At 56.2% G+C, this 19,274-nt stretch carries 22 protein-coding genes; 14 read left to right on the top strand and 8 right to left on the bottom strand.

Annotation, left to right across the window (positions count from 1 at the left end; translation table 11 throughout):
- From ABYP39_RS09360 to ABYP39_RS09380, 5 genes are all read left to right on the top strand, one after another.
- The coding region (locus ABYP39_RS09360) for a porin (protein ID WP_372782223.1) at window positions 1-1,078 on the top strand (1,078 nt) is incomplete at its 5' end.
- An 81-nt stretch (window positions 1,079-1,159) separates the two neighbouring features.
- Window positions 1,160-1,654, top strand: a complete 495-nt coding sequence (locus tag ABYP39_RS09365) for an FMN-binding protein (protein WP_372749644.1) — start codon at window positions 1,160-1,162, stop codon at window positions 1,652-1,654.
- On the top strand, window positions 1,654-2,406 hold the full coding sequence (locus tag ABYP39_RS09370; protein WP_372782225.1) for a PepSY domain-containing protein: 753 nt from the start codon (window positions 1,654-1,656) through the stop codon (window positions 2,404-2,406). Before ABYP39_RS09365 ends, ABYP39_RS09370 begins: the two co-directional genes overlap by 1 nt.
- 100 nt (window positions 2,407-2,506) lie before the next feature.
- Complete coding sequence (locus ABYP39_RS09375) at window positions 2,507-2,977, top strand: hotdog fold domain-containing protein (RefSeq protein WP_372749646.1); 471 nt, start codon at window positions 2,507-2,509, stop codon at window positions 2,975-2,977.
- Window positions 2,978-2,990: 13 nt separating this feature from the next.
- On the top strand, window positions 2,991-4,025 hold the full coding sequence (locus ABYP39_RS09380; RefSeq protein ID WP_372782227.1) for an NAD(P)H-dependent flavin oxidoreductase: 1,035 nt from the start codon (window positions 2,991-2,993) through the stop codon (window positions 4,023-4,025).
- Window positions 4,026-4,033: 8 nt separating this feature from the next.
- Here the strand turns inward: ABYP39_RS09380 and ABYP39_RS09385 are convergent, their stop codons facing one another.
- Window positions 4,034-4,957 (bottom strand): LysR family transcriptional regulator, encoded by a 924-nt coding sequence (locus ABYP39_RS09385; protein WP_372782229.1) that lies wholly within the window; start codon window positions 4,955-4,957, stop codon window positions 4,034-4,036.
- 91 nt (window positions 4,958-5,048) lie between these two features.
- On the opposite strand from ABYP39_RS09385, the gene ABYP39_RS09390 reads away from it, so the two are divergent.
- Genes ABYP39_RS09390 through thpR form a run of 5 tightly spaced genes read left to right on the top strand, consistent with a single transcriptional unit; the run spans window position 5,049 to window position 8,797 of the window.
- Window positions 5,049-5,885 (top strand): SDR family NAD(P)-dependent oxidoreductase, encoded by an 837-nt coding sequence (locus ABYP39_RS09390; RefSeq protein WP_372782231.1) that lies wholly within the window; start codon window positions 5,049-5,051, stop codon window positions 5,883-5,885.
- 33 nt (window positions 5,886-5,918) lie between these two features.
- Window positions 5,919-6,698 (top strand): SDR family NAD(P)-dependent oxidoreductase, encoded by a 780-nt coding sequence (locus ABYP39_RS09395; RefSeq protein ID WP_372764651.1) that lies wholly within the window; start codon window positions 5,919-5,921, stop codon window positions 6,696-6,698.
- A 2-nt stretch (window positions 6,699-6,700) separates the two neighbouring features.
- Window positions 6,701-7,321 carry a nuclear transport factor 2 family protein gene (locus tag ABYP39_RS09400; RefSeq protein ID WP_372749651.1) on the top strand — a complete coding sequence of 207 codons (621 nt, stop codon included), beginning with the start codon at window positions 6,701-6,703 and terminating at the stop codon, window positions 7,319-7,321.
- Entirely contained in the window at window positions 7,321-8,373 is a 1,053-nt protein-coding gene (locus ABYP39_RS09405; protein ID WP_372782233.1) for an alkene reductase, read from the top strand. The genes ABYP39_RS09400 and ABYP39_RS09405 overlap by 1 nt, the downstream gene beginning before the upstream one ends.
- A gap of 34 nt (window positions 8,374-8,407) precedes the next feature.
- Window positions 8,408-8,797: an RNA 2',3'-cyclic phosphodiesterase gene (thpR, locus tag ABYP39_RS09410; protein WP_372782235.1), complete on the top strand. Its 390-nt coding sequence runs from the start codon at window positions 8,408-8,410 to the stop codon at window positions 8,795-8,797.
- A gap of 222 nt (window positions 8,798-9,019) precedes the next feature.
- Here thpR and ABYP39_RS09415 read toward each other — a convergent pair whose 3' ends face one another.
- Window positions 9,020-10,201, bottom strand: coding sequence for an MFS transporter (locus ABYP39_RS09415; RefSeq protein WP_372764647.1), 1,182 nt, complete (start codon window positions 10,199-10,201; stop codon window positions 9,020-9,022).
- A 99-nt stretch (window positions 10,202-10,300) separates the two neighbouring features.
- Window positions 10,301-11,059 carry an arylmalonate decarboxylase gene (locus ABYP39_RS09420; protein ID WP_372782237.1) on the bottom strand — a complete coding sequence of 253 codons (759 nt, stop codon included), beginning with the start codon at window positions 11,057-11,059 and terminating at the stop codon, window positions 10,301-10,303.
- 149 nt (window positions 11,060-11,208) lie between these two features.
- Here ABYP39_RS09420 and ABYP39_RS09425 point away from each other — a divergent pair, with 149 nt between their 5' ends.
- From ABYP39_RS09425 to ABYP39_RS09435, 3 genes are all read left to right on the top strand, one after another.
- On the top strand, window positions 11,209-11,916 hold the full coding sequence (locus tag ABYP39_RS09425) for an SDR family oxidoreductase (protein ID WP_372782239.1): 708 nt from the start codon (window positions 11,209-11,211) through the stop codon (window positions 11,914-11,916).
- Window positions 11,917-12,059: 143 nt separating this feature from the next.
- Window positions 12,060-12,935: an SDR family NAD(P)-dependent oxidoreductase gene (locus ABYP39_RS09430; RefSeq protein WP_372750369.1), complete on the top strand. Its 876-nt coding sequence runs from the start codon at window positions 12,060-12,062 to the stop codon at window positions 12,933-12,935.
- A 32-nt stretch (window positions 12,936-12,967) separates the two neighbouring features.
- Complete coding sequence (locus ABYP39_RS09435; protein WP_372750368.1) at window positions 12,968-13,402, top strand: nuclear transport factor 2 family protein; 435 nt, start codon at window positions 12,968-12,970, stop codon at window positions 13,400-13,402.
- A 60-nt stretch (window positions 13,403-13,462) separates the two neighbouring features.
- Here ABYP39_RS09435 and ABYP39_RS09440 read toward each other — a convergent pair whose 3' ends face one another.
- The 5 genes from ABYP39_RS09440 to ABYP39_RS09460 form a co-directional block, all read right to left on the bottom strand.
- Window positions 13,463-15,007: an FG-GAP repeat domain-containing protein gene (locus ABYP39_RS09440; protein ID WP_372782241.1), complete on the bottom strand. Its 1,545-nt coding sequence runs from the start codon at window positions 15,005-15,007 to the stop codon at window positions 13,463-13,465.
- Window positions 14,986-16,311, bottom strand: coding sequence for an MFS transporter (locus ABYP39_RS09445; protein ID WP_372782243.1), 1,326 nt, complete (start codon window positions 16,309-16,311; stop codon window positions 14,986-14,988). The genes ABYP39_RS09440 and ABYP39_RS09445 overlap by 22 nt, the downstream gene beginning before the upstream one ends.
- A 123-nt stretch (window positions 16,312-16,434) precedes the next feature.
- A complete protein-coding gene (locus tag ABYP39_RS09450; protein ID WP_372748102.1) occupies window positions 16,435-17,265 on the bottom strand; it encodes a hypothetical protein in 831 nt (276 codons plus the stop codon).
- 20 nt (window positions 17,266-17,285) lie between these two features.
- Window positions 17,286-18,083 carry an SDR family oxidoreductase gene (locus tag ABYP39_RS09455; protein WP_372782245.1) on the bottom strand — a complete coding sequence of 266 codons (798 nt, stop codon included), beginning with the start codon at window positions 18,081-18,083 and terminating at the stop codon, window positions 17,286-17,288.
- 3 nt (window positions 18,084-18,086) lie between these two features.
- The gene (locus ABYP39_RS09460) at window positions 18,087-18,941 is read right to left on the bottom strand and encodes an NAD-dependent epimerase/dehydratase family protein (RefSeq protein WP_372782247.1); all 855 of its coding nucleotides are present in this window, start codon (window positions 18,939-18,941) and stop codon (window positions 18,087-18,089) included.
- Between the two features lie 108 nt (window positions 18,942-19,049).
- On the opposite strand from ABYP39_RS09460, the gene ABYP39_RS09465 reads away from it, so the two are divergent.
- The coding region (locus tag ABYP39_RS09465; protein WP_372782249.1) for a hypothetical protein at window positions 19,050-19,274 on the top strand (225 nt) is incomplete at its 3' end.

A 19,274-nucleotide genomic window follows, 5' to 3' on the forward strand; every position in this document is an offset into this window, starting at 1 on the left:
CGAAATTGAGCGTCTTAAGGCACAGTCCAAGCAGACTGACGCCAAAATCGAAGCCACCGCCAGCGCGGTTGAGCGCGGCGGCAACAGCGGCTGGAGCAGCAAGACCTCTATTGGCGGTTACGGCGAGCACCATTTCAATCATTTCAAAGACAAAGACGATCAGGTAGATGCACACCGCTTTGTTGTTTATATCGGGCACGAATTCACCGATACCATTCGCTTCTTCTCTGAAGTCGAGCTGGAGCATAGCCTGGCGGGCGACGGCAAGCCGGGTGAGGTTGAGCTGGAGCAAGCCTTTATTCAGTGGGATTACGCCCAGAACCACAATGTCACCATCGGTCAGTTCCTGATCCCGGTTGGCATTCTGAACGAAACGCACGAGCCGGATACTTTCTACGGCACCGAGCGCAACAATGTTGAAGGTCGCATCGTACCAACTACCTGGTGGGAAACCGGCGTGATGCTCGGCGGTGAAATTCTGCCCGGCCTGACCTATAACCTGGCTGTGCACAGCGGCCTGGAAATTCCTGTTCCGCCGAGCAGCAGCGCGTTTGCTATCCGTAGCGGTCGTCAAAAATCCGCCGAAGCCAATGCAGAAGATCTGGCCTACACCGCACGCATCAAGTACACCGGCATCAGCGGTCTTGAGCTGGCTGCCACTGCGCAGCAACAGCAGGACGTAACTCAGGGCGCATTGCCCGGTGAAGATGCCGAAGGCACATTGCTGCAAGCCCATGCGCGCTACTCCATTGCCGGTGTTACGCTGACCGCGTTTGCCGCCCAGTGGGATATCGACGGCGATACTTTCGAGCTGGCAGGTGCCGACGAACAGGAAGGTGCTTATCTTGAAGCGTCTTACAAAATCACTCCGAAACTGGGTGTGTTTGTGCGCCAGAGCGAGTGGGACATGCGAGCCGGCGGTTCTGCCGATACCGAGATCGAACAGGTTACTGCGGGTGTGAACTACTGGCTGCATGAGCGTGTTGTGCTGAAAGCTGATATCGTTGATCACAAGCCGCCCAGTGGCACTGCGACTGATAACGACGGCTTTAACCTCGGTGTTGGCTGGAGTTTCTAAGCCTGTATGGCAAAATATTCTTCATGTGCATTAGGGGGCGGTAGCCCCCTTTTTTGTCGATTAAGTCGATTTGTTAGTGCTGTGCTTCTTGTTTTGCTGGCAGGGTCAGCGCTGGCGCGCGGCAGCTATATGACCATGGCGGAATTTGTCGACAGCGGTTTTGGTGGTGAAGTGCCAGCGCCAAAAACGCTGTGGCTTAGCGGCGACGTGCAGCAACGCCTGGAGCGTATTTTCGGGCATCCTTATAAGGCCTTGCGGGTTCGCTATTGGCAGCAGGACGGCAAAACGGCATGGATGTTGGAAGAAATTGGTAAGGAAATGCCCATCACGATGGGTGTGCTGGTCAATGGCAATAGCATAGAGCGAGTTCGTATACTCACTTACCGTGAAAGTCGTGGCGGCGAAGTTCGCCATCCCTTCTTTACCGAGCAATTTGAAGGCGCGGTGTTGCAGGCCGACGACGCGCTCGACAGACAGATCGATGGTATTACCGGTGCAACACTCTCCGTTCGCGCCGTGACTCGCGTTGCCCAAGCGGCACTGGTGTTGGCTGAAGTGGTGAATCAAACCCCCTGATGAAACGTTCTCTGCGGTTGTTTCTGTTGCGTTGGCATCGGCGCCTCGGTGTCGCGGTTGCCTTGGTGGTAGTCATGCTCGTGGTCACTGGCATTGTGCTCAACCACAGTGCCGAACTCCGGTTGGATGAAAAGCCGGTGCGACAGGACGTGCTGCTGAAACGTTACGGTGTTGAACTTCCGGCCATCACCAGTTTTGAAGCCGGCGATCAACGTCTGAGTCTCGTGGGTGAAAATCGTCTTTTTCTCAATCTGAAAGAAATAGCCTATTGCGAATTACCGCTTACGGCGGGCATGGCCTATCAGGGCGGCTTGCTCGCGCTGTGTCGCGATCAGCTGTTGCTGCTGACGCGAGAGGGTGAAGTGGTGGAACGCCTGGGGAGTGCTTATGGGTTGCCCTCCAATATTGAGCGGGTGGGAATGGTCACCGGTCAACATGAGCAGCTGTGGTTTGATACCAGCGAAGGCCTCGTTCTCGCCGATCTGAACAGTCTCGCGTTCAGCGTTGGGCAGGCACCGCCGGATACACGCTGGGTTACAGAGTCGCCTGTTCCTGACGCGCTGAGGGTGGCGCTCAATGAGCGTTACCTGGGCAATGATGTGCACTGGGAACGGCTGCTGCTCGATTTGCATAGCGGTCGCCTGTTCGGCCAGTGGGGCGTAGTCGTGGTCGATGTGTCGGCCGTTATCCTGTTGCTGCTGGCGCTTTCTGGCGCCTGGGTCTGGCTGACAAAGCCGGGGCGTTGGCGCTAGTCACTATTTTTCTGCACGAGTATTCTGCGTTCTTGTTCATGGTGTGTGGCTGTGGCTATGATAGCGTGTTTTTACCGTTAACATAGCAGGAGCTTCCAACATGAGTGCAGTAAAAAAGCTGTGGCAAAGTCTGAGCAGCAAGCCCGGTGGCAAATGGGTTTTTACCAAAGTGATTTCCATGAAAGCGCCGTATTTCACGTCGATCAAAGCCCGCTTTGAGCGATTGGAAGTCGGCGGCGCTGAAATTACTTTGTGGGACAAGCGTTCCATGCACAACCACATCGGCACCGTGCATGCCATTGCCATGTGTAATGCCGCAGAACTGGCGGCTGGCATATCGGCCGAGTATTCGGTGCCCTCGGATGTACGCTGGATTCCCAAAGGTATGTCGGTGAAATACCTCAAACCCGCCAAAGGCTTGCTCAAAGTCGTTGGTAGTTTGCCGCCGATTCAAAGCGGTGTTGCAGCCGATGTGCCGGTGTCTGTGACGATTACCGATAAGCAGGGGGATACCGTGTTTACCGCCGAAATAACCATGTATTGTTCACCGAAGAAACCAAAAGCGGCATAACAGGGGGCCAGCCATGGATGGTTTACAGGCATTGGGGCTTTCGGCCCCGGTGATTCAGGCACCGATGGCAGGAGTGCAGGGCGTGGAGCTGGCTGCAGCGGTCTCCAACAGCGGCGGCCTTGGGTCATTGCCCTGTGCAATGCTATCGGGCGAGGCGCTTGAACAGGCGCTGATAAAGCTAAGGTCGCTCACCTCGAAGCCGGTCAATCTCAACTTTTTCTGCCACAAGGAAAAGGCGGAATCTGCTGAGCGCTATGCCCAGTGGTTGAATCTTTTATCTCCCTTTTTCAGCGAGTACGGTATTGATCCGGCGACCCTGCCTGCCGGTGCCCAGCGACAGCCGTTTTCGCAGGTCATTGCAGATCTGGTGGAGCCACATCAGCCGCAGGTTGTTAGCTTCCATTTTGGCTTGCCGGCAGCCGGTTTACTGGATCGGGTAAAACGTTGGGGGGCAATGGTGCTGTCATCGGCCACGACGCTGGATGAGGCGCTTTGGCTTGAACAGCACGGCGCCAACGCGGTGATTGCACAGGGGCTGGAGGCCGGGGGGCATCGCGGTCACTTTTTGCGGGCAGATCTTAAGGGGCAATTGAAGACCGCAGAGCTGGTCGAGCGGTGCGTAAAACATCTGTCGATCCCGGTGATTGCTGCAGGTGGCATCGCGCGGCCGGACGATCTGGTGGTGATGAAGCAGGCGGGAGCGGCTGGCGTGCAACTCGGCTCGGCGTATCTGCTGGCCGCTGAAGCAACCACCGGGCAATTGCATCGGCAGGTACTGCAAAGTGAGCGGCGCGCCGTTACGGCGATCACTAATCTCTATACCGGGCGGCCTGCGCGGGGCATTGTGACCCGTTTGATGGAGAGCCTGGGGCCGATGAATAACAGTGCGCCGGCTTTTCCGCTGGCGGCCAATGCCATATCGGCATTGCGTGCGCAGGCGGAACAACGCGCTGACAGCAGCTTCACCCCGCTGTGGTGTGGAGAGAATGCATGCCCGGCGAGCGACAGCGCCCAAGCCATCACCCAGCGCTTTATGGCGGCTTGGTGATTGTCTGGCTAACTCGGGCCTTCAGCGCTAAGCCGGGCTTTCAGGACAGGGCGCAAGGTATTGATGAATGCTTTGATGCGCGCGTTGGCGGGCAAATGCGCCGGCCGCATCAGCCAAAGCCCCATGCTCAGTTCGTCGTCGGGTGGGCGGATCGCTTTTAATTGCCGATCGCTGTTTGCCAGGAAACACCACAGATGGGCCACGCCCAAGCCGCTTCTGACGGCGGCGAGAATCGCATTCCAGGAATTGACCTCGGCGGGTTTGTATACGCTGTCCGGCAGTTCGCGGGCGATCCATTTCGCCGCTTGGGAATCTGCCAGATCCTGGCCCCAGCCAATCCAATGGTGGCCGGCTAACGGTGTTTCTGCCGGTATGCGTTTCAGGTAGCGTGGGCTGGCATATACGGCCCGCTGCATCTCGCCGAGAAAGTGCCCGCGAATATGCGGTGGGCAGGTGTTGCCGACGGCGATGGCGACATCGGCCTTGCGTTGATTGAGCGCGGCAATAGGGTCCAGCGTATTTAACAGCTCCCAGCGAATCTGCGGATACTGCTGCGAAAACGCTGTCAGGTCACTAATAAATTCCGGGCCTAGCCCCAGCGGGGCGGCAATACGCAACTGCCCTTCCAGGTGTTCCTCTCCGAGCCCCAACTTTTCTTCCAGTGACAGGATTTCCTGCTCGAGACGAATCGCCTGCTGATACAGGTCTTCGCCGAATTGACTAAGCTGATAGTGCTTTTGCTGATGAATGAACAGGGTGTGCCCCAGGCGACGTTCCAACTGGTTGATACGGCGGGCTACGGTGGTGCGGTTAACGCCCAGCTCAACGGCGGCAGCGGAGAAGGTGCCGCCGCGCACGGCGGCGAGAAAATAACGCAGGTCATCCCAGTTCATGCGTGCAATATTGCACGCTATGGGTGCGAACACAATCATTTAAATGCACGGCCCATGCGCCGTATAGTCGCCTAACGGCAAGGCAGCCCATTCGGCGGGTGGCTGCGCGATGATCAAGGAGTGAACAACAGTGAGTGCAAGGCTGAATGGAAAAGTGGCGATAGTCACCGGGGCGGCTCAGGGCATTGGTAAGGCAATTGCAAGCCGCCTGGCGAGCGAAGGGGCTGCGGTGTGTGCGGTAGATCTGCATCTGGATTCGCTGTCGGCGACCCTAGCTGGCATAGAAGACGCAGGTGGCAAGGGCATTGCCCGCGCGTGCAACGTCACCAACAGTGACGACGTAGCACAGCTCTTTGCTGATGTGTGCGAGGCGTTGGGTTCACCGGATATTCTGGTGAACAATGCCGGTATCGGCACCGCGCCCAACGACGGCTTTGATCTGTATCAGCAGCGTCAGGCGGAGCGCAATGCCCAGCTGGCGCGCGGTGAAGCGCCGACGGTGTTTGCCGATCATATTCCTGATATGCAAGATGACGGCTGGTTGAGCGTAGTAAATGTGAACCTCAACGGGACGTTTTATTGTTGTCGCGAAGCCGTGCGCTGCATGATCAGGCAGGGTAGCCGTGGCAGCATTATCAATATTTCCAGTACCTCGGCAGTATCGGGTGAAGGCGGTGTGCATTACTGCGCGAGCAAGGCCGCTGTGCTCGGGTTAACCCGCTCGCTGGCAATGGAAGTGGCACCGCGTAGCATCCGGGTTAACGCGATCTGCCCTGGCCCAACGAACACTCCCATCATGGCTAACATCTCCGATGAGTGGAAACAGGCCATGGTTGCCGCTATTCCATTGGGTCGTATTGGCGAGCCCATGGAGATAGCCAATACCGCACTGTTTTTGGCCAGCGATGAGTCGTCGAGTTTTACCGGACAGACGTTGATGGCAAATTTGGGAACGTATTTATCTTAGCGTCAGACAGCTGACGAAAAAGAGGAAACAACGATGACAAACCGATTAGAAAACAAAGTCGCCATCATCACCGGTGGTGGTCAGGGCATCGGCGCGGCCACCGCGATCCGGTTTGCCGAAGAAGGCGCCAAGGTGGTGATCTGTAGCCGCCGCATGGAGCCGCTGGAACAGGTGGCGAAAACCATCCGTGAAGCCGGCGGTGAATGCACCCCGCTGTCGGTAGATGTGAGCGATGAAGAGGCGGTAAAGCGCCTGGTGGAAACCACCGTGTCCAAATACGGCAAGCTGGATATCATCGTTAACAACGCGGTGTTGATGGTGCCGGAAATGATTGGCAAACACAGCACCAAGGGCTGGCGTCAGAACTTTGCCGTATCGCTGGACGGTGCCATGTTTTTGATGCGCGAAAGTTATAAGCAGCTGCGGGCCAACAAGGGCGCAGTAGTGAATATCTCGTCGGTGTGCGGCCTGCTGGGTTCCATGGGTACAGCTGGTTACAGCGCGGCAAAAGCCGCGATGATCGGTCTAACCCGCAACGCCAGTATTGAATGGGCGCCTGATGTGCGCGTGAACGCCATTACCCCCGGCGCGTTTCTGACGCCGGCGCTGGAAATGGTCAACCCAGACGAGGAAAGCCAAAAAGCCACGGGCAAAACTATACCGCTCAAGCGTGTTGGCGACCCCCGGGAGTGCGCCAATGCCATCCTGTTTCTGGCCAGCGAGGAAGCGTCTTACATTACTGGTATTGTGATGCCGGTGGATGGCGGTCGCACCGCAGAGCTCAATACCGGCGCTGCTTCCTGGGAGGATTGAAGATGGATGAGACTCTGCTGCAACGCATTGATCGGCTGGAATCCCTCGATGAGATTCGTCAGCTGGTGGCGAAGTATTCCCTGTCGCTGGATATGCGCGATCTGGATGCCCACGTAAACCTGTTTGCGCCGGATATTCGAGTGTCGCGCGAGCTCAGCGGGCGCGCCAATCTCAAGGCCTGGGTAGACGATACCCTGCGCAATCAGTTCACCGGCACTTCTCACCATGTGGGAAATCACATTATCGAATTTGAAGATCCGGATAACGCCGTGGGTGTGTTGTACTCAAAAAATGAGCACGAGTGTGGCCCCGAATGGGTAATCATGCAGATGCTCTACTGGGACGATTACCAGCGTATCGACGGGCGCTGGTACTTTCGCCGCCGCCTGCCCTGTTACTGGTATGCCACCGATCTGAACAAGCCGCCACTGGGCGATATGAAGATGCGCTGGCCGGGACGTGAACCGTATGAAGGTGCCTTTCACGAGCTGTTTCCGAGTTGGCGCGAGTTCTGGGCCAATAAACCTGAGGGTACCCCGGAAGTGGCAGAACCCGCCCCAGTTGACCAATTTCTGAAAACCATGCGTCGCGGAACACCGGCGCCCAAGATACGGGTGCGCTGATGAAGCTGTTGACCGAAACACAATTGGGGTGTTTGCGCCTGCGCAACAGGGTGGTCATGGCGCCCATGACACGTTCGCGTGCCGATCAAGCTACAGATATACCCACCGACATGATGCGTGAGTACTACCAGCAGCGCGCCAGCGCCGGTCTAATTATCACCGAGGGCACTCAGCCCAGTGCGGATGGCAAAGGCTACTGCCGCACACCCGGTATCTATACCTCGGCGCAGATTGCGGCATGGAAAACGGTCACCTCTGCGGTGCATGCCGAGGGTGGTCAGATTGTGCTGCAAATCATGCATTGTGGTCGGGTGGCCAATCCCGCCAACAAGGCTGTCGGCGCTCGCACGCTGGCGCCGTCAGCTATCGCTGCTAAGGGCGAGATTTATACCGAGCAAGGGATGCTGCCCTTTGTCGAGCCCCAGGCCATGACCGAAGCCGATATCCAACAGACGATAGACGACTACCGGCAGGCCACGGTCAATGCCTACGCCGCCGGGTTTGACGGTGTTGAGCTGCACTGCACCAGCGGTTATCTGCCTGCCCAGTTCCTTTCAACCGGCACCAATGAGCGTACCGATGCCTGGGGTGGCTGCCTGGAAAACCGTTTGCGCTTTGTTCTTGATGTGCTGGCGGCCATGACGGGGGTCGATGGCGCTGATCGGGTGGGGATGCGAATCTGCCCCGGCAACCCGTTTAATGACTTGCACGACGCCGATCACGAGGAAACCTTTGCTGCCCTGTTGCAGCAGGTGGATCCGCTGGGGCTGGCCTACCTGCATGTGATTCGTATGCCCCAGCTGGGGCTGGATAATATCGGTCTGGCGCGCGCCAATTATCGCGGAGCGTTGATGGTGAATGAAAGTTTTGACCGCGATGAAGCTGAAGCGATTTTGGACGAGCAGATCCAGGCAGTCTCCTTTGGCAGGGCGTATATCGCCAACCCGGATCTGGTGAAACGCTTCCGGGAATCACTGCCCCTATCGCAAATGAACCCCAAAACCCTTTACACGCCGGGAGAAGCTGGGTATACCGACTACTCAGCAATCTAATAATTATCGTGGAAAGGAGGCATTCCGTAGCGATATGCCGCGTCTTTTTGTTGCAGTACCTCTATCGCAGTCGCTGAAAGAGCGGCTGCAGGCCATTCAGCCCCCGAAAACCCGGGGTATTACGCCTATGGAGCCGGATAATCTGCACCTGACCCTGCAGTTTATTGGTGAGGCCGACCCGGAGGCTGTGCTTGAGGCACTTGCGTCCGTGAAAGCCCGCAGTTTTGAATTGGAATTTACGGAGCTGAGTCAGTTTCGCAACGGCGTGATCTGGTTAGGTGTGAAAGATAATGCCGAGTTGAAAGCCCTGCAGCTGGCGGTGCTCAAAGCCCTACTGAAGGCGGGCTTGCCGCTGGAGAAAAACGCTTTGTGCCACACGTTACTCTGGCCCGCTACAAACGCCACGTACCCCAGCCAATCATAAATGAGCTGATCCAGCAGACCGCAGGCGAAGTGCCTTCGGAGCAGGTGCTGGCCTTTAGTCTTTTTGATTCGCATACCGTGGACGATGAGCTGACCTATACGCGGTTGCGCGCTTTTCCGTTGGCAACGCTAAAGCCCGCCTGAATTGCCGGATGTTAACCCGGCAAGTCTAAAACCCGCGCAGGTAGAGGTTTTGCATTTTCGTCGGCACTGATCCAGGCGCCTACTTGGCAGAGGCGGTTTCTAACACCGCCAACCTCAATTGCCCTACTACCCAGGCAGTCATGCACAGCGCCATGGCTGTTCCAAACAACCATGACAGATGGTAGCCAAGCTGGCTTAAAGCCAGGCCTGCGGCGAGCGGTCCGAACACGCGTCCCCACGCCGCGCTAGCGGAGGTGGTGCCAAGCATCCGTCCGCGCAGATGAATGGGCGTGCGGTGGGCAACCAGTGTATTGAGTACCGGTGTGCATACTGTGCCGCCGCTGACAATGATAAAGAAGGCGAGAACAATCATGCTGGCACTGTCGGCGCTGGCAGCAACTACGTAACCCGTTGCCATAAAACAGGTGCCAATGAGCAGCAACTTTAATTCACCGAGCAACTTCACCAGTTTGCCAATCAGCCCGGCCTGCAGTGCGGCCATGGCCAAGCCCTGAGCGCCAAACACCATGCCAACCTCGCGCGCGCCCCAGCCAAGCATGTGGCCAACCCACAACGGGAAGAGGTAGCTAATGGCGGTATGGCAGCTGTTGTTAAAAAAGTACTGCAGAGCCAGCAGCGTATTGCCGCTGTCGCGGAGCATGCGCAGTGTCGAATGTTTGGCGCTGGCGGCCATCTGTTCCGCCTGATCGTCGCGCTGGGCTTTGGTTAGTGATTCGGGTAAAAAAATCGCACCGGCAACCAGCGCAGCAAAAGACATACCTGCTGCGACCAACCCGGGCACCATAAACTCACCATTTGGCCCTGCCAGTATGCCGCCGAGGAAGGGCCCGATAACCATGCCCAAACCGAAAGCGGCGCCAATAATGCCCATGAACTTTGCCCGCTCTTCCGGTTTGCTCATGTCGGCCACCATAGCGGATGCTACACCGAAGTTACCGGCCATGATTCCAGCAAAGATTCGCGAGGCGAATAGGGCCCAAAGCGTGGTGGAGTAAGCAAGCATGATGTAAGACAGGCCAGCACCGCCAAGGCAGATTAGCAGCACCGGTTTGCGCCCAATACGGTCGCTCAGTTTTCCCCAGTACGGGCCACACAGGCCGCCAAAAACTGAGTAAATCGCCAGCAGCAGCGCAATATCCATGGCATCGCCACCGAGTTGCGGAGCGAGAAAGGGCAGGATGGGAATAATAATGCCAAAGCCAATAAGATCGATCAGAACGGTCGCAAACAATATGGGCATGGCGTGGATCCTGAAAATAGGGCGGGTGCCAGTTCAGTTTGGGGGTGGAGCGAACCGAGATACTCCGGCCTGAACTGGCACCCTAAGCTTTTAATGTGGTTAGTGTTCCGCTAGCAGTGAGCCAAAGCCGCGAATGCGGTCGGGAATGCCGTTGTTGCGCAGAGCGTGCCAGAAGGTCAGCGCGTTGATCGCCAGCACCGGCTTGCCGAGTTCCTGCTCGAGTTGCGCGGCTAGTTCAACAAAATACAGGTTGGTGCCGGCCTGCAGTATCAGATCTACATCGTCTCCGTCGACCTCGCGTACCAGCTGTCGAGTTTTACCGAAATCCTCGTGGGCGATGGTGACCGGGCTGTCTGAGCAATGGCCCTTGATGCGGACTACCTCGTAACCGATGTCACCCAGGAATTTCACGACCTGATTGTCGCCGACAGGCATGTAGGGGCTGATAACGCCAATGCGTTTTACCCACGGGTAGCAGGCCAGTGCGTCAAGAATGGCTTGGGCGCCAAAAGTGATATTACAGTTGCCGACCTCTTGGGCAATTTCGTTATAACGTTTGAACTCGCGATCGGAGCGTTCCTTGCCATCCCAGAAGGTTTCGGCGGAGTAGCCAAAAATCACGTGGTCGGGTTGGCAGGTCAAGGCGTCGCGTAAGCCCTGCTCTGTCGCCGCACCGATTGCTTTCACCATGTTGACGAAATCGTCTTCGGTTTTCACGCTGAATGGCGGAATCACGCAGCCGCGTGTGGCCAGAACAACGCCTTCGGGTGCCATTTTATGGTACTCGGTTTCCACTGCAGTGTTGGTTGAGGGTACAAGCACGGCAAATTTTTTGCGGTAGCCGTAGTAGTCAGTCATGGCGTGTTCCTTTGCTGGCGAAACCCCGGCACGCGTCTTTTGCTTGGTCGGGGGTGGCGATCATGATAATGTAATAAAGATATAACAATAGTATTAAAGTCTCAAGTCATAAAGCGCAAACAAACGCTTTCAGCTAAAAAGGTTGTTCGATGACAGAAAAAGTAGCAGTGGTAACAGGTGCAAATCGTGGTATCGGTTTGGCGGTAACCCAACAGTTGGCGCAACAGGGCGTTCGGGTACTGGCTGGCTGTCGCGCGGCTGAACGCGCCACGGCGCTGGATGCGCTGGCCAAGCAGGGGTTGCCGGTTGAGGTGGTCGCCCTGGCGGTTGATGATCGCGGGTCGCTGGAAGCTCTGGCCGAGGGAATTCGTACGCGCTTTGGGGGGCTCGATATTCTGGTTAACAACGCGGGTGTGGCACTGGATCACTGGCAATCGTTTTTTGAATTGTCACCGGACTGTCTGCGTGAAACTCTGGAAACCAATCTGCTGGGTGTACTTAACTGCTGCCAGCTGCTCGTGCCACTGATTCAGACGAAAGGCGCCGGCCGGGTGGTTAACGTGTCCACCGAACTGGCATCGATGAGCGAAATGGCGATGGGTTCAACGGTGGCCTATCGCAGTTCCAAGGCGGCAGTTAATGCAATGACGGTGCTGTTGGCGCGAGAACTTGAAAAGGAATACCCCCAGATTTTGGTCAATGCGGCCTGCCCCGGCTGGGTGAATACAGAGCTCGGTGGACCTGATGCGCCGCGTACACCGGATGAAGGCGCTGACACCATCGTCTGGTTGGCCACACTGCCGGATGATGGCCCCAGTGGCGGCCTGTATCGGGATCGCGCAGTCTACCCCTGGTAAAGACCTACCCTTGGCAAAGGCCTATCCGGCAAGTCTGACCGAGTTGTAATCTCCACACCGTTGGCAAGCTTCTACTATCAGTGGGGTGTTGCTGCAGCGGTTTTCTGTCGCAGGCCTGAAAAGCTGATAATAAGAGGTGGTCCATGCAGGATTTTAATGGGAAGGTTGCCGTCGTTACTGGCGGCGCAAGCGGCATTGGCAAGGCGTTGGTTGCAGCGCTGCTTGATGAGGGCGCCAAGGTTGTTATAGGCGATGTTGAGCAAAGCGCGTTGGACAAGGTACTCGGCGAACTCGGCAGCCGTGGCGAAGTGAGCGGCGTGGTGACCGATGTATCCAAGCCCGAGTCTGTTGATGCCCTGGCCGATACAGTATTTGACCGCTACGGCGAATGTCATTTGTTGTTCAATAACGCCGGCGTTGCGGCACCGTCACTCAATATCTGGGAAACCAAACCCAATGACTGGAAATGGGTGCACGGCGTTAATGTGATGGGTGTGGTGCACGGTATTCAATCTTTTGTGCCGCGGATGATCGCTTCGGGCAAAGAAGGGCACATCATCAATACGTCATCCGGTGATGGTGGGATCTCGCCACTACCCTATCAATCCGTTTATGCGTCCAGTAAAGCAGCCGTGTCTTGCATTACCGAGTGTCTGGCCGCGCAGCTGGTTACCGAAAATACAAATTTGCGCGCCTCCATCTTCTATCCATCAGGTGGCGTTTTGGCTACGGGCATTTGGACAACGGAGCGCAATCGACCCAAAGATCTGGGTGTTGATCGCGAGCCGGTGCGTGTACCGTCGGTTGAAGAATTCAAAGCAGCCGCAGAAGCGGCGGGAATGGACCTTAATTTTCAGGACCTGGACGAGCTCGCGCGTTTTACCTTACAGGGCGTAAAGGAGCAGCGCGTTATCATCATGCTGAACGGTGAAGAAAGTGTTGCTACATTGCGTGATCGCGCTGACCGCTATGAGCGTTTTGAGCTGCCTATTGATCTGGCTGCCGTACCGCAGATGTAACAACCCTCTCACTCGCGATACAGGAAAGAGTTATGTCAACTGAAAGTAATAAGGCTATTGTCAAAAAAATGTGGCAGGCACTGAGTGAGATGGACTGGGATACCATGAAAAGCTGCATGCATCCCGAAATATTCTACGAAGACGTGCCTACTGATGATGTGGGTGCCAAGGGCCCGGACAACTGCGTCAAGCGGCTACAGATTGCGTTCAATCATCTCTCCCGACAGGAGCAGACAACCCATCATCTGGCCGGTGATGGCGATATGGTATTTCTCGATCACACCGAAAAGTGGACTTTTACCTCTGGTGAAACCGCCCAGCACCGTTTTTGCACCATGCATGAAATCAAGGATGGACTGGTGTACCGCTGGAGCGACTTCTGGGATATGAACAAGTTTGTAGGGCAGTTTCCGCAGTGGTTTCTGGAAGAAATGATGAAAGCCAGTGAAGCGGATTTTGCGGGGTAGTACGGAGACATATCTTCGCGAGCAAGCAACGGTTGCTTGCTCGCGAATGATCTGTACGACTTACTGATACTTGTAAATCGACAGTTTCCCCGGCGGCAATTGCAAATCATCCGGGCTGTCGGTTTCTGCCGGATCCATGTCCAGCGAATTGTGTTGGGCCGCAACAATCTCGTTGAGCCCGTCGCCGTCGATATCTGCGACGATGGCCATGCCGAACATTTTGGCTTCGTCCACAATGTCTTCCCGGAAACTGCCATCGCTTTGTTGGATGAAGGCGTAGAGCGTACTGTTGCCATCACCGGGTACCGCCACATCAAGCAGGCCGTCGTTGTTGATATCTCCGACATTGAAAATGCCAGGAACGCCTTGGCTGGCAGGATTGCCGTAGTAGAGAGTTACGCCAAAATTCTCTGAAATAACGTGCTTCTCCCACTGGCTGACGGCGGTTGGATTTTCGGGGATTTCAAACCAATAGATGCCGGGTGGCACCACGACATTACCGTCCTTATCCTGCCAGCGGGGATCGCCATCATTGTTGTGGTTGTCGACGACGAGTTCTTCTTTGCCGTCGTGGTCGATATCGGCAAACTCCATGTGATAGCCAAGGCCGATGGTATTGTCGATGACATGGTAGCGCCACTCACCGGCAAAATTATTGCTCAGTGCCGGACGGGTGACATTTTCCAACCACACCAGTGAGGGGTTCAGGCTTGCCGGTGGTGTCGTGTCGTAGGTGTGATCAAAGAACTGACTTAGCACAATGTCTTTGTCGCCGTCTCCGTCGATGTCGTGGAGTTTGACAAATACGCCGCCTATATTGCTTATGGTATTGCCTTCACTGTCGGTGGCAGTGATTGGGTGATAGCTGAATTCTCCCGGTGCCGTCTGCCGGTACCATTCTACTTTCAACTCTTCGTTTCCGTCGGGCGAGCCCAGCGGGTTGCCCGGATGTTGTGTTTTACCCGAGGTGGTGACGATATCGAGCAGTCCGTCGCCGTCCAGATCTGTCTGATCCGATTCATGCCAGAAGAACAAACCGTTGGTTACCGGTGTGGTGTTGGCTGGAGAAAAATAGTTGTGCGTTGGGCGACTGCCGGCATTGATGTCGTTGCCATCCAGCCAGAAATGGGCGCCCCCTAGTGTGGTCAGGAATCCGGTCTGAACAATGACATCATTTTGTCCGTCACCATTAATATCAAAGATCTGGGGCGTATTGATAAAAGGGTAGCCTTGGGGATCGTTCGTGCCGATCAGTACTTCCTCCTGCCAAGGGCCTTCCAGGCAGTTGTTGACGGGCTCATTACAGCCCTGGGTGTTGAATTTTCGTAGCGCGCCGCGAGAGGCTGGGTTTGGAGGCCCGGGCGGTGTCTGTTCCACCAGTGTGGAAAGAAGAATATCGAGACCGTTGTCGCTATTGCCGTCGATATCTCCGACTGCCAGAAAAGCCGCAGATTGCTGTTCGACTTTGATGGGGTATTCGATGTAGCTCCCCTGCTCGGATGGACTGGTAGAACTACCGCCACCGCCAGAGCTGGACGACGAACTATCGTTACATGCTGCCAGTAATGGCAGACCCAGTGCGATCAAGAAGTAGCGGTTGCGCATGTTGCGTTCTCCGGTAAAGCGGATGCTGGCTTTTCGATTTTGTTGTTGACCACAATGGCCCAGATGAAAACCACGGCGTTAAGTGCACCAAACAGGACGAAAGGCGCTGCCGGTGAAATGGCACCAAACAACCAGCCTCCGCCGGCGGTACCCACAAGAATACCTATTGCGCCTGCCGTGCCGAAGAAGCCGATCACGGCGCCGCGCCGGGCAGCCGGCGCCTGCTGCCCCACCAGCGCCTGAGAGCTGACAAACGCACTGATTTCTGCCACACCCATGACTCCGAGCAGCGCAAAAACCCACGGCGCGGTAGGGTCATCAACAAAGGACACGGAAAGATAAACTGCAGCTGCCAGCCCTGACGCTAACATAACAGCCGTGCCGCGACGAATGCGGTCACTGATAAAACCCATTAGCAAGGCGCCCACCATCGCGCCGCTTACCGTAGTAAGTACTCGCGGTACGGCAAGTTCCTGCATGGCCTGACTGGGTGCCATCCCAAGGTTCTGGGTACCAAACTGCACCAGCCACAGGCCCATAAATGCGCCGGTTACCGCCAGGTCACCGCGTGAGATAAATGCTGCGCCGTAGGACAGGGCAACACCGTGGTCTTTGGCGGCTGCCAGTCCGTTTTTCAGCATCTGCATAACCGGTTCATGCTCAGCGCTCGGTCGTTTCACATGAGGAGCCAGTCCGATCAGTACGATCACCGTGCCGACCACGCCCATCGCACCACCAATGGCGAAAGTCATCTGCTGAGCGGCAAGTTCAGTCATGCCCTGCTTGGCAAATACACCCGGCATAAACCCGAGAATCGGTGGAATAAAAGCGCCGATGGTGGCGATAAAGCCCTGTAAACCATTCGCTTTGCCGCGATCCGCTTCGCTGGCGTAATCCGCAATCACGGTCACCATCATGCCAATCATCGCGGCACCGCCGAAGGCGACAATTAGGCGATAGGCGATCAGTTCGCCAATGCTGTTGGCATAGGGGTAGAGAAAGAAACCGAGCGCGGTCAGCCCAAGCCCGATGGCATAGACCATTCGCCGACCGGAGCGATCCGCCATGACGCCGAACAGGGGCATCATGGCAATCAGAATGACTTCCTGCAGCGCCGCCAGCAGGCCGGTCAGCGAGCCCTGGCTGGCCAGCGGTATGTCCATGACTGCGAGCAGGCCCGGCTGCAATACCGCAAGTGCGCCAGCATAGCCTGAAGAGATCAGCGCGGCGAGCAGGTAGGCAAACATGTGACGGCGTTGGATGCCGTCGCTGAGGGTGATGCCGAGGAAGCGGGTTGGGTGCATTTTTCGAATCCGGTTACCCCTCACCCCAACCCTCTCCCGTGGGGAGAGGGGGCGGTTTCCACTCTGTACCCGCTTCCGGCGTCTCTTCTCCCGTGGGGGAGAGGGTCAGGGTGAGGGAGGTTTTTAGTATTTACGCGCCTTGGCCATTTGCTCGTTACCCAGACGCATCTGAATCATCTTCTCCACCTGATCTTCACCAAACACCTGTGCGGCGAGTTTGTTCATCGGGTCGAGTTCATAACCGAGACGGCGCACGGTGTGATCGTATTGTTGCTGGGCCACACGCTCACTTTCAGGAAGCGGGGTGGCGTTGTCCAGCCAACCCAGCCAGCGATTCAGGAATTTGTACGCATACTCTTCCAGCACGTCGATGTTCTTGTCTTCGAGTTCCGCGCTCAGGCTCAGCGCCGAAGGTGACAACAGGGCGCGCATATAGGTGCCGTGGCTCACCGACCACTGGAAATCAGGGTGGCCGCGCAGCGCCAGAAAATCCTCGTTAGCTTCGCCACCGTAGTATTTTTCCAGATACTCGGGGTTGGTACGCAGGTCCTTCCGAGGCACCAGATCAAAGTAGAAAAACAGTTTGGGGATGGTGCCAAACACCATAATGAAATGGGGTACGTCGGTCTCTTGTCCCAGAAAGGCAGTGGCGTTCATATCCAGGATGCTGGCTTTGCGATTGCCCAGCCATGAGCTGACCAGCCACTCGACGCCTTCGCCTGTCCATGATTGGTAGGACCCTTCAAACTCTCCGTTGGGCGAGGTGTAGTACTCACGACCGGCACAGGTTGGATCCAGCGCAATATTAGGGAAACGCTCGGCAATCTTGTCCTTAATGTCAGTCAGAATATTCCAGCTGCGCTCCCAGGCTTTACTTACGTCGACATTGGGGTTTTCAGCCAGAAACTGGTCGATGGTTTTTGTATCTGCGGTTTTAGCGGTGTTAGTAGTCAAAGGAGTGTCCTTAATATTACTTATAAGCCGAAGGCTTCGAATTTATCGGGCTGGTTGCGAAAACGGCTAAGCATCATGCGTTTGGCGATTTTGCCGCCGGTCAGCCAGCGTATTTTGGTGCCGGATTTCTCGGTGTTCAGAATCTGCTCCACCAGATAGGGTGAGACGGTTTCGACGGTGTCGCACAAGTTATTCATGGTTTTACGGTTTTTGTTGAAGTTGTCGAGATCAGCTTTGGCTTCTCTTACGACGGCCTCGGTAATCACCATGCCTGGACGAATCTTGCCTATGACCAGCGGAGTGTCTTTGTTCTCTTTTATCAGCGCGTCGGTAAAGTAATTCAGGCCGCGTTTGGTGGTGCCATAAATGCCAATGCCGGGAAAGAATTCGCCGTCGCTGCCGCCACCGAGCATGTTGAACAGTTTGCCGTGGCCCTGCGCTTTCATGCCGTTGATGGCGACCTTTGAGCCAAAGATGGTGCCAAACATATTGGTGGTCACCATGGCCTGTATTTCTTCGTCTGGCGTTTCCAGAATGGGCCAGACGGTCCGCGCCAGACCGGCGTTGTTGATCCAGATATCGACGCTGCCAAACTCGGCAACGGCCGCATCCCAAAGAGCTTGTACCTGTTCCTTTTCCGAGACTTCACAGGGGCGACCGGTCACTGTTCCGGGTTGAGAGCCGATTTTGGCGATGGCCTCATCAATTGCTTGCTGGCTGCGCCCGGCGATCATCACCTTGTGGCCAAGACGGGCAAACTCGGCCGCCAGTCCGCGGCCGATCCCTTTGGTGCTTCCGGTAATGACAACGTTGGCCATGCTTCAAGCCTCCAGCAGGGCGGCGTTGGGGTCTTCGTGCTGAACCCGGTAGCCGGTGGCGTAGAGTTTGTCGGCAGAAATCTTGCGGTTGGGTGCTTTTATCTGATTCAGAAATTCGAGCCGAGACCAGCCTTCCTTGTCGCAGATCGCATCGAAGATCTGCTGATTGGTAGGCGGCAGGTTGTCATTGTCGCAAACGTTGTAAATACCGGTCAGACCTTTTTCCAAAGCGTGAATAGCTGCATTAACGACGTCTTCAAAATGGATGGTGTATAGCGGTGCGTCAGCGCCAAACAGCGCCTTGCCGCCAAAGTAGTCGTGGGCGAGCTTTACGCGCTGGGTAAAGGTCATATCGCCGGGGGCGCCGTGGATGTCGGGCAGGCGCAATACGCAACCACCGCTTACACTCAGGGCATTGCGCTCGGCCGCCTGATAGTACTTGGAGGAGGGCTCTTCGTGATTGCTGGTGGGCGTCTGTTCCGTGATCGGATCGGTGCCTGAACCGCCATCGCCATAGACAGAAAAGGACGACAGGAATATCACCCGATTACAGGCCTTGGCGGCACTGGCGAGCGATTTCTCCAGTACTTCGTGGTACTGCGTCTCGCGCTCTTCTTTGGTACGGGTGTTTTTTACGTTGGGTGCGACAGTGGCGATGATGGCGTCGCAGCCCTGGGCGGCGGCGATGACTTTGTCGGTCTCGCTGCCCTTGAGTACCGCCACCGCGTCGGCGAGGGCCTGAAGTTCCTCAACTTTGCCGGGTGTTGTGGTGGTGCCGACAATCTGGTGGCCGCTGGCGCGCAGGCGTTGGGCAATAGCCTTGCCGGCGTGGCCCATACCGAGTATCAGTACTTTCATGTGTGTCCTTATCGTTGGCGCCGCAATCCCGGAAGGGCAATTGGGCATTGGCATATTTTCAGATATAATGTTATATCAATAGTACATATTACTGTGAGGGAGTCAAGCGTGGCGAGCGAAAATCAGGCAGCGGCTGCACTGAAGGATTTTATTGTCGGGCTGCGCCATGTGGGCCATATCGTTGATGACCTGCAGGCGAGCATTGCCGACTTCAGGCGGATTTACGGTCTGGTGGACGCCGATATCACGGTCCTGCCTCCCTATGGCCAGGAAACGCCCGCGCGTTTCGGCCTGCTGAATGTGGGCGGCGTGGAGTTTGAACTGATTCAGCCG

This window comes from Litorivivens sp., assembly GCF_041625495.1.
Taxonomy (GTDB): domain Bacteria; phylum Pseudomonadota; class Gammaproteobacteria; order Pseudomonadales; family Spongiibacteraceae; genus Litorivivens.

Coding starts and splice junctions, on each gene's coding strand:
- ABYP39_RS09395 (WP_372764651.1), top strand. CDS start 5,919: ATGACAAACCGATTAGAAAACAAAGTCGCCATCATCACCGGTGGTGGT.
- ABYP39_RS09430 (WP_372750369.1), top strand. CDS start 12,060: ATGCAGGATTTTAATGGGAAGGTTGCCGTCGTTACTGGCGGCGCAAGC.
- ABYP39_RS09460 (WP_372782247.1), bottom strand. CDS start 18,941: ATGAAAGTACTGATACTCGGTATGGGCCACGCCGGCAAGGCTATTGCC.
- ABYP39_RS09400 (WP_372749651.1), top strand. CDS start 6,701: ATGGATGAGACTCTGCTGCAACGCATTGATCGGCTGGAATCCCTCGAT.
- ABYP39_RS09445 (WP_372782243.1), bottom strand. CDS start 16,311: ATGCACCCAACCCGCTTCCTCGGCATCACCCTCAGCGACGGCATCCAA.
- ABYP39_RS09435 (WP_372750368.1), top strand. CDS start 12,968: ATGTCAACTGAAAGTAATAAGGCTATTGTCAAAAAAATGTGGCAGGCA.
- thpR (WP_372782235.1), top strand. CDS start 8,408: ATGCCGCGTCTTTTTGTTGCAGTACCTCTATCGCAGTCGCTGAAAGAG.
- ABYP39_RS09385 (WP_372782229.1), bottom strand. CDS start 4,957: ATGATTGTGTTCGCACCCATAGCGTGCAATATTGCACGCATGAACTGG.
- ABYP39_RS09425 (WP_372782239.1), top strand. CDS start 11,209: ATGACAGAAAAAGTAGCAGTGGTAACAGGTGCAAATCGTGGTATCGGT.
- ABYP39_RS09405 (WP_372782233.1), top strand. CDS start 7,321: ATGAAGCTGTTGACCGAAACACAATTGGGGTGTTTGCGCCTGCGCAAC.
- ABYP39_RS09420 (WP_372782237.1), bottom strand. CDS start 11,059: ATGACTGACTACTACGGCTACCGCAAAAAATTTGCCGTGCTTGTACCC.
- ABYP39_RS09455 (WP_372782245.1), bottom strand. CDS start 18,083: ATGGCCAACGTTGTCATTACCGGAAGCACCAAAGGGATCGGCCGCGGA.
- ABYP39_RS09380 (WP_372782227.1), top strand. CDS start 2,991: ATGGATGGTTTACAGGCATTGGGGCTTTCGGCCCCGGTGATTCAGGCA.
- ABYP39_RS09440 (WP_372782241.1), bottom strand. CDS start 15,007: ATGCGCAACCGCTACTTCTTGATCGCACTGGGTCTGCCATTACTGGCA.
- ABYP39_RS09370 (WP_372782225.1), top strand. CDS start 1,654: ATGAAACGTTCTCTGCGGTTGTTTCTGTTGCGTTGGCATCGGCGCCTC.
- ABYP39_RS09415 (WP_372764647.1), bottom strand. CDS start 10,201: ATGCCCATATTGTTTGCGACCGTTCTGATCGATCTTATTGGCTTTGGC.
- ABYP39_RS09375 (WP_372749646.1), top strand. CDS start 2,507: ATGAGTGCAGTAAAAAAGCTGTGGCAAAGTCTGAGCAGCAAGCCCGGT.